The organism is Staphylococcus sp. HMSC055C03 (genome assembly GCF_001809385.1).
GTDB lineage: Bacteria > Bacillota > Bacilli > Staphylococcales > Staphylococcaceae > Staphylococcus > Staphylococcus simulans.
This window is the reverse complement of record NZ_KV797505.1, coordinates 45,464-54,809: the sequence shown is the minus strand read 5'-3', so window position 1 is coordinate 54,809 and position 9,346 is coordinate 45,464. Positions and strand designations below refer to the sequence as shown.

Below are 9,346 nucleotides of genomic sequence, written 5' to 3'. Positions count from 1 at the left end.
GTTTTGTGATTGGTTGAACTGTTGGTTCATATTTATCTTTTTGTGGTTGTTCACCTACAGTTACTGGAACTTTCACATGGTCTTTTGTGCCATCTGGATAAGTTACAGTTACTGGGACTTCTACTGTTCCTGGTGTTTGACCATTTGGAATTTGGGCAGGGTTATCGACTTTGATTGTCGGTGTACCTTTTTCTTTAGGGAAATTCGGCACTGCGACTTTATCTTTCACTTCTTGTTCAGTTGTACCTTGACCATATGGTTTTGTGATTGAACCTGTTGTTGGTTGGTACGTATCTGAGTCTTTCGGTCCGACTGTCACTTTCACATTCACTGTATCTGTTGTTTTATCTGGATATGTTACTGTGACTGGGACTTGGAACACGCCACTTGTTTGACCGTTTGGTAAGTTGTTTGTATCAACAGTAATGACTGGTTGTGCACCTGTTTTAGGGAAGTTTGGAACACTTACTTTTCCTGTTACATCATTTGATGTTGTTGGTGTACCATATAGTTTTGCAATTTCTCCCGCTGTTGGTTGATATTTATCATTATCAGGTTGAACTCCTATTGTCACTTTGACATTCACTGTGTCCGTTGTTTTGTCAGGATAAGTCACTGTAACGGGAACTTGGAACTCACCGCTTGTTTGACCATTTGGCAACTTGCTTGTATCAACTGTGATTGTTGGTGTGCCTTTGTCTTTAGGGAAATTCGGTACTGCGACTTTATCTTTTACTTCTTGTGCTGTTGTTGCTTGACCGTATGGTTTTGTAATTTCTCCTGTAGTTGGTTGGTACGTATCTGAATCTTTTGGTCCTGTAATAACAGGTACATTTACTACTTCACTTGTACCATCTGGATATTGTACAGTCACTGGTACATTTACTGTTCCTGGTGTTTGACCATCTGGAATTGTTGAAGTATCTACTGTATAAGTCGGTTGATTACCATTTCCTGGGAAATTAGGTACAGAAACTTTTGATTTCACTTCATTTTCATCTGTTTTTTGACCAAATGGTTTATGGATTGCTTCAGTTGCCGGTTGATATTTATCGTTATCAGGTTGTACTTTTGTAGTAACCGGAACTTCAATAACTTCTGAAGAATTATCAGGATAATGTACAGTCACCGGTACATTCACTGTACCTGGTGTTTGGCCATCTGGAATTGTTGTTTCATCCACTGTATAAGTTGGTTGATTACCTCCAGCTGGGAAGTCTGGTACAGATACTTTTCCTGTGATTTCACCAGGTGTTGCTTTATGACCGAAGTCTTTTTCAACTGAACCTGCAGTTGGCGTATATTTGTCTTTATCAGATTGTGCTTTTGTGACTACTGGTACATTAACGTGCGCAACAGAACCATCTGGATACGTAACAGTAACAGGTACTAGAACTTTACCAGGCGTATTTCCATCAGGTAATTTATCAGGATGATCTATTGTTATTGTAGGTTTTTTAAGATGAGTCGGATATTTAGGGAATGTGACATGACTCATAACATCTTCTTCAGTTGCTGGTTGTCCAAATTCTTTAGTAACTGTTTGCGCTTTTGGTGGATATTTATTAGCTTCTGTTATATGAACAATTACAGATGAACCAGCGATATCGTTACCACCAGAAACAAGTACTGCAGTATAAATATCACCTTCCTGAGCCTCTTTAGGAATCGTAAATCCACTTACTTGTTCTCCTCGTTTCGGCGTTGTAAAGTCCGGAGCTCTATGCACTGTTTGTCCGCTAGGATCTCTCCATTCGATGTGTGTAGGCATTGGTGGTACATCACCATTAGGCAATTTAACATTAACACGACTGCCTGGTGCTGCTGGGTTGTCTGTCGCATTATACGGTACAGTATGAAGATCAATGGTATCCGATGGACTCAATACTACCGCAAAGTTCACATTCGCCCATTGTTGAACCCCTGAATAAGGTGCTGAAATTGGTACGAAAGAGATATTTTGGTTCGCTTTTCTAAATTCTGGTGAGGTAAATCCTGAATACGTTTGGACGAGTTTACCTTTAGTATTTAGCACAAAACCATAAATATGATCTACATCCAAAGTACCATTAGGGAATTTAGCTGCGTAAACCCCATTTCCATCAACCACTGAAACAACAGTAGCTGAAATATATTCTGGATGCGCAGTTAATAATCTTTTCGCAGCTGCAGCACGTTCATGTACAGGTACACGTTGTACTTCATTTCTATAAGCTGCTGCACCTTGTGAAGTTAATGAACTTAATACAACTTTATAACCCGCTGCGACTCTATCTCCTAAATTTGGGTTATAGTTAGGACCAGTTGCTGAGTTGGCTCTATCTCCACCTGAGCTTTCTATCCAAACTTTACCACGAACGACATTATAACCATCACCAGCTAATAGTTCTGGATTACTATGGTTACCTTCGCTTGTAATCCATTGATTTTTAGGTTTCGTCATATAATTACCGACTGGCACTTCAGCCATAAAAATACCTGTGCGGCCAATATTTTTACCTACTACTGGAGTTTGCCCCATATTGTTATCAGTAAATGTGTCTACAAATACACCTGGATAGAATCCACCGGCTTGTCGTAACATTGTCGCTTTGTTGCCATTAGGTAATGTAAAATCTGGAATAGCAAAACGATATTTTTGTCCTTTAAAAGCTTTATATACATGGTGTTTACCTGTCGCATCTGTCCAACCTTGTCTTAAGTCAAAGGCACCTGGACCATCTTGTGCACTGTCATCACGATTTTTATTATGTGTATATGCACGATAAATTGGTGAAATTGATCCATCTTTGTCCATCCATTGTAAATAAACCGGTGTATTGACAGGTACAGGTGCTAAACCATTTGTACCTACAGATGGGATACCTTGGTCCGCCATCCAAGCACGACCGGAAATTAAGTTAGTTTTACTTAATTCATCTGAACCTGAACGAACATAACCGTTTTTAATCGCATCTGCATCAATAATTATCGGTTCTATTGGAAGCGTTACCGCATATTTTACAAAGTCTGGATTATCTGCCACTTGTTCTGCCTCTGTAGTCAAATCTTCACGTACAGCAGGTTTATACCAAGTTTCATATTCATGGGACAATTGATAAAGTAAAGCTTGTTGAATTTCTTCGGGTGTGGCTTGACTGTCTAAATTCAATTCTTGAATTAAAGTCTGTGCTTCTTCTATAGAGACGCCTGAAGATTGTGCATAAAATTCAGCAGCTGTATTCAAATCTTGAACTTGTTGAATGTCTAAAATAGATTGAGGTACTTCTACTTTAGGTGTTTCAGCTACTTTTTGAACTGTTGTGTTTGTCTCAAACGGAGCTGTTTCTGTTGAAACTTCTTGTGATTTTGGAGCTGCAGTCGCTTCTTTTTCGACTGTTGGATCTACAACTTCTTGATGATCAGAAGTTGCTTTTTCTGTTGAATCATTACTAGCTTTTGTTGGTAGTGATTCAACTTCTGTTTTCGGTACTTCTTTAGTTTCATCTGGTGTTGTTATTTCAGATGATGTAGTTACTGCAGTTTCATTAACAACTGCATCTGCATGATTCACTTCAACATTAGTGTCTTTGTCTGGTGTTGTTGCGTTAACTGTAGATGTGGTTGATGTTTCAGCTGCTTTCGCATCTTGTGTATTCACCCCGAATAATAAGATAGCTCCTACTAGAATAGAAGCAGTACCTACAGTGAATTTACGAATAGAATATTTGTTTTTTCTATCCGGTTGGAAAGATGCTTTGTTCTTAGATGTGTGTTCGTCTTTCAACCTAGACACTCCTTAATTTTAATTTAGGCATGCAAAATAATAACAAGAATAATCCCTTTCACCCCTTCTTGCTCTCTTTGAAAATTACAGATTCGAATTCTTCTTATCATCATACATAGCACCAAATAAATTATAACACTTATCTAATTGTACGTAACAATATTTCGGGTTCGTTTTCCTTATGTTATTTTATAAAAAAACGTTATAATTTAACCCAAACTAATTAACGCATATCTAATTTTAGTTATCTTTCAGAAAGAGAATTGAATATGCTTTTCTATGAATTTTAGACATACAAATAACATTACAATATAAAAAAAAGAATGGATTGCTCCATTCCCAATGTGTTTTACTATTATAGTTTTCTTAGATTTATTTAATTTTCTTGTTCTTGATCAATCCATTCTAACATCAAGTCAAAGTGTCTGCCTTCAGGTTCAATGTTATCCATATGAGCTAAACTTGAAAATGCATATAAATCAATCGTGTTTTCAGTATTTTTTGTCACATAATCAATCGTTGTATCAATCTCTACTTGTGTATCATCAAAACCATGAATGATTAATGTTTTAGTATTCAATGGCAAACGTGAAATGGGTGATGCCGCATATAATATATCTTCTGAAACATCACCAAAATATTCTTCTGCTGCGTTTCGTCCTAATTCCTTCGCTTTTGTATACGGTACATCAGTGACAGGTGATAATGCGACAATTCTATCCGCTTCATCTTCATTATTTAATACGAGTTGTCCACCTACTGAATGCCCTATAAGAATCAATGATTGACCTTCACCTACAAATTCAGAATTTCTAAATGTTTGAACTGCTTTTTTAACATCTTCTTCTGGTATAGGCCATTTATGTTCTCCACGACGATATTCAACATTTGCGACATTGTAGCCTTTATTTGTTAAAACTTCAATCATTTTATCATTTAAAGAACGATCAAATTTTTGGCGCCAATAACCACCATGAACTAACACAATCCATTTATCAGCATGTTCTCCATTTTTATCATTTGATGCATAAACATCAATTAATTGTTCTTCATGGTCTCCATAATATAATACTTCCATCGATAATCACTCCTAAGTGAATGTGATTTTCTAGCACTAACTCTTTACCCCCTTTTGTCAGTACCCACACTTTGCCGGCTGATAATACATACAAGTTGATGAAGTCTGCGTTTGTCACATAAAATTAGCCGACAAACCTAGAAGATTTGCCGGCCATTTAAATGATAGCTGTGTTATTATTTTAAGCTGTCTTGAATTTTTTTGATTTCATCTTGTTTTAAATCAACCACGATTTCGCCATCTTTAACTTCTTCTTTTAAAGCTTTTTGAGCTTCTTTAGAATGATAAAGTGCCGCAACTTTTTTCAATGTTTTATCGTCTTTGTCTTTAGAGTTTACTGCGATAATGTTGATGTATGGTTGTGATGCTTTTGTATCATCTTTTTCTAAGTAGATTGGATCTTTCTTCGCATCTAAACCTGCTTTAGTTGCTACGCCGTTGTTGATAACTGAAATATCTACATCGTCTAATGCACGTGCTGTTTGTTGTGCATCTACTGCTTTGATATCTAAATTCTTTTTGTTTTCTTCGATATCTTTAATGCCGCCTTTTAAGCCGAAGTCTTTAGAAAGTTTGATGTAACCTGCTTTTTCTAATAATTTTAATGCACGTGCTTGGTTAGAAACATCGTTTGGAATGATAACTTTCGCACCGTCTTTTAAGTCTTTAATGTCTTTAATCTTTTTAGAATAGATACCTAATGGCGCAAATACTGTCGTACGAATCGGTGTGATTTTTGTACCTTTATTCGCTTTTTCATATTGATCTAAGAATGCAAAGTGTTGGAATGCGTTCATTTCGATATCCCCATCGTTTAGCGCCTTGTTTGGTACATTGTAATCAGAGAATTGTTTAACTTTCACTGTAATACCATCTTTTTTCGCAAGTTCTGCAACTTTATCCCATACTTTTGTTTCGTTAGATGCTACGCCGACTGTAACTGTTTTACTATCATCTTTCTTACCGCATGCAGCTAAAAGAACCACAAATGCGATTGCTAATACTAATAATTTCTTCATTCAATGACTTCCCCTTTACTTGTTTAATTTCTACGAATTTTCTTAGCCAAGACATTCCCTAAAGATTGAATCAGCTGAACCATAATAACTAAAATGACTACTGTAATCACAATGACGATTGTGTCGAAACGTTGATAACCATAAGCAAGTGCCAGGTCACCAATACCGCCTCCGCCGACAGCACCGGCCATGGCAGTTGCTCCAATTAAACCGATAATTGCTGTTGTTAATGCTAAAATCAATGAACCTAATGCTTCAGGTAATAAGAAGTAACGGATGATTTGAAGCGGTGATGCACCCATCGCATTTGCTGCTTCAATCACACCTGAATTCACTTCTAATAATGAGTTTTCAACCAATCTCGCAATATAAGGTGCGACATAAACTGTTAACGGTACGATTGCAGCGGCTGTCCCAATTGATGTACCTACCACTAATTTTGTGAATGGTACAATCGCAATTAATAAAATAATGAAGGGTACCGAACGCAATACGTTGATGACAGGGTTGAGAATATGATAAATCACCACATTTTCCCATATTCCATCTTTCTTAGTGACTACAAGTAATACACCAAGCGGAATACCGATTAAAGAACCGATTACTAATGAAATAGAGACCATCAATAACGTTTGATATAACGCCTCCATTAATTGAGACGAATCTAATGTAGATCCAAGCATGTTATACGACCTCCTCAAATTCAATATGACTTTGTTTCATATAATCAAATGCACGTTGCTTACTTTCATTTGATCCTTTGATACGAAGTGTTAAATAACCGACTGAAGTATCTTGAATATCTGACATCGATGCATAAATAACATTCACATCTAAATTGAATTCTTTAATTAATGTTTGAATCACTGACAATCCAATTTGTGAACCTTCTAGATAAACTTTGACGTCCACATAATCTGCGTCAGTTGGTAATTGATGAATCATCTTATCACTAATATCTGTACTGATAACTGTAGAAACGAAGCTTTTCGCAGTTTTCGTCTTAGGATGACTGAACACCTCTAATACACTGCCGATTTCGATGACACTGCCTTGCTCCATAACCGCAACTTTATCGCAGATTTGTTGAATCACGTCCATTTCATGGGTAATCAATAAAATGGTAACGTCAAATGTTCGATTGACCTTCTTCAACAATCGCAAGATTGAATCTGTTGTTGCTGGGTCTAAAGCACTTGTTGCTTCATCACATAACAAGATTTTAGGATCAGTAACCAAAGCTCTCGCAATCGCAACTCTTTGTTTTTGACCACCCGATAACTCATTAGGATACTGTGAACCTTTATCTCCTAAACCTACGAACTCAAGCATTTCGTCAACTTTCTCTTTTATGTATGACTTTTCCTTGCCTTCAAGGATGAGCGGCATCGCAACATTATTGAATACTGTCTTAGAATTTAATAAATTGAAATGCTGGAAAATCATGCCTATATTTTTCTTCACTTTACGCAATTCTTTTTTGCTGTATTGATTGATGTCATGACCATCCACAATAATGTTTCCTGATGTCACATTTTCAAGCTTATTGACTAATCGGATTAACGTACTTTTACCAGCACCGCTATACCCGATGACGCCGAATATTTCTTGGCGTTCTACAGTAAAGCTGACATCTTTCAAAGCCTGAATTTCCGTTGAGCGTTTACGGAATGTTTTATTGACATCCTTGAACTCAATCATAGGTAAATCCCCCTTAATAATTTGAAATAAATGAATGTTAACTATTTTGAGATAACTCTATAAAAAGAAAATCCCGAGGACTAATGAAACAAGTCCTCGGGATACATATATCGGCTCGTCTCATCTTCACAGTGTTCTACTGTAGGAATTGGCACAGTAATTAATCTTCATAATTAATCCTGTTGCCGAGGCTTCGCAGGGCCTGTCCCTCCGCCTCTCTGGATAAGATAGTTTTATTCAATTCATTTATATTCCATATATTACAAAGTCTGACAGAAAAAGTCAACATTATTTTTCAGAAATTTAGATAAATTTATTCAATTCAAAAAATCTAAAATAAGAAAGCGATTACATTACTCGCAATAAAAAGAACCAGGCCGAAGCCCGGTTCTTACATACTTAGAACTTAATCTTATTCTTCTTCTTTACGACGTCTTGATCCAAGTACTGTTGTTGCACCTAAACCAGCCATAATTGCACCATAAACTAATGCTGCTGTATCGTCTGAACCTGTTTCAGGTAAAGCTTTAGCTGTTTGTTTAGGTTTTGTTGTTACTTTTGGCTGTGGTTGTTCTACATTATGATAAACCACTTTATGCGTAGTTTGTTTACCTACGAATTTATGACCATGATCATTATTTACATTAATGAATCCAGTATAACCATGAGTATCCGATGTTGGTGTACCATTGTTTCCACCTGGTGTAACTGTATCTGGTGTTGTATTTGGTACTGGCACTGTATTCGGTACTGGCACTGTATTTGGCACCGGTACTGTATTCGGTACTGGTACCGGTGTTGGCACTGGTGTCGGTACTGGTGGTGTCACAGTATTGTGTTGTGCTGGAACCAATGGAATCATTGGAATTGTCACTTTTGGTGTGTCTGGTTTTCTGCAAGGTACGATAATTCTTGTATTATCTGCACATTGTAATATTACATTACCTTTCACATCATGATTATATCCAATAATCACAACCGCGTTACCGTTCGCATCACAAGGAATATCAACACGTTGACCATCGCTAAAGATAATCACATTCGTATTATCATTATCAATGTAGTTATTGATGATATATATCGGTTGTGTTGGTTGAGCATCTCTGCCATCGCGACCATCTCTGCCGTCACGTCCATCTCGACCGTCTCTACCATCATTTCCTTTTTGAATAGTGATTCTTGATCCATCACTAAATTCAATCACTGTATTACCATTTGGATCTTGGCTTGTACCTTTGACTGTAACTGAAATGCCGTCTTTGCCTTTCGGTACTGTAATTGAGTTGCCATCACTGAAGTGAATAACAGTGTTGCCGTCCGCATCTTTTTCAGTGCTTGTAACTGTTAATGGTGCTGCATCTTTACCATCTACACCGTCTTTACCTGGGTCACCTTTTTCTCCTTTAGGAATGACAATTTCTTTACCGTCAGAGAATGTAACTTTTGTATCACCATTTGGTTGCGGTTCTACTTTCGCAACTGTAACCGAATCGCCTTTAGCACCTTTATCGCCTTTTGCGATTGTGATTTCATGTCCATCAGAGAATGTGACTTTCGTATTACCTTCTGGTGTTGTTTCTGTGCTTTGAACTGTAACTGATGTACCATCTTTACCGTCTTTGGCTTTTGGAAGTACAACTTTTGAACCGTCAGAGAAAGTCACTACTGTATTACCGTCAGCGTCAGGCGTTGTACTTTGAACAGTAATTGATTTACCGTCCGCACCATTTTGTCCAGCGTCACCTTGTGCACCAGTATCACCTTTGTCGCCTTTTTCTCCTT

The 9,346-nt window shown here is 37.2% G+C and carries 6 protein-coding genes and 1 riboswitch; all 6 genes read right to left on the bottom strand.

Annotated features, from left to right (window positions below; all coding sequences use genetic code 11):
- The coding region (locus tag HMPREF2603_RS09315) for a Rib/alpha-like domain-containing protein (RefSeq protein ID WP_070502075.1) at nt 1–3,766 on the bottom strand (3,766 nt) is incomplete at its 3' end.
- A 376-nt stretch (nt 3,767–4,142) separates the two neighbouring features.
- Nucleotides 4,143–4,844: an alpha/beta hydrolase family protein gene (locus HMPREF2603_RS09310; RefSeq protein WP_060804621.1), complete on the bottom strand. Its 702-nt coding sequence runs from the start codon at nt 4,842–4,844 to the stop codon at nt 4,143–4,145.
- Nucleotides 4,845–5,020: 176 nt separating this feature from the next.
- The gene (gene gmpC, locus HMPREF2603_RS09305) at nt 5,021–5,863 is read right to left on the bottom strand and encodes a dipeptide ABC transporter glycylmethionine-binding lipoprotein (RefSeq protein WP_002480032.1); all 843 of its coding nucleotides are present in this window, start codon (nt 5,861–5,863) and stop codon (nt 5,021–5,023) included.
- A 23-nt stretch (nt 5,864–5,886) separates the two neighbouring features.
- Nucleotides 5,887–6,546 carry a methionine ABC transporter permease gene (locus HMPREF2603_RS09300; RefSeq protein WP_002480033.1) on the bottom strand — a complete coding sequence of 220 codons (660 nt, stop codon included), beginning with the start codon at nt 6,544–6,546 and terminating at the stop codon, nt 5,887–5,889.
- A gap of 1 nt (nt 6,547) precedes the next feature.
- Nucleotides 6,548–7,564: a methionine ABC transporter ATP-binding protein gene (locus tag HMPREF2603_RS09295; protein WP_070502072.1), complete on the bottom strand. Its 1,017-nt coding sequence runs from the start codon at nt 7,562–7,564 to the stop codon at nt 6,548–6,550.
- A gap of 117 nt (nt 7,565–7,681) precedes the next feature.
- Nucleotides 7,682–7,793, bottom strand: a riboswitch (SAM riboswitch).
- 183 nt (nt 7,794–7,976) lie between these two features.
- Nucleotides 7,977–9,346 (bottom strand): LPXTG cell wall anchor domain-containing protein (locus HMPREF2603_RS09290; RefSeq protein ID WP_180364386.1); only part of this gene is annotated, 1,370 nt, incomplete at its 5' end.

Excerpts from the sequence above, each read along its gene's own strand:
- HMPREF2603_RS09300 (WP_002480033.1), bottom strand. The coding sequence starts at position 6,546 with ATGCTTGGATCTACATTAGATTCGTCTCAATTAATGGAGGCGTTATAT.
- HMPREF2603_RS09295 (WP_070502072.1), bottom strand. The coding sequence starts at position 7,564 with ATGATTGAGTTCAAGGATGTCAATAAAACATTCCGTAAACGCTCAACG.
- gmpC (WP_002480032.1), bottom strand. The coding sequence starts at position 5,863 with ATGAAGAAATTATTAGTATTAGCAATCGCATTTGTGGTTCTTTTAGCT.
- HMPREF2603_RS09310 (WP_060804621.1), bottom strand. The coding sequence starts at position 4,844 with ATGGAAGTATTATATTATGGAGACCATGAAGAACAATTAATTGATGTT.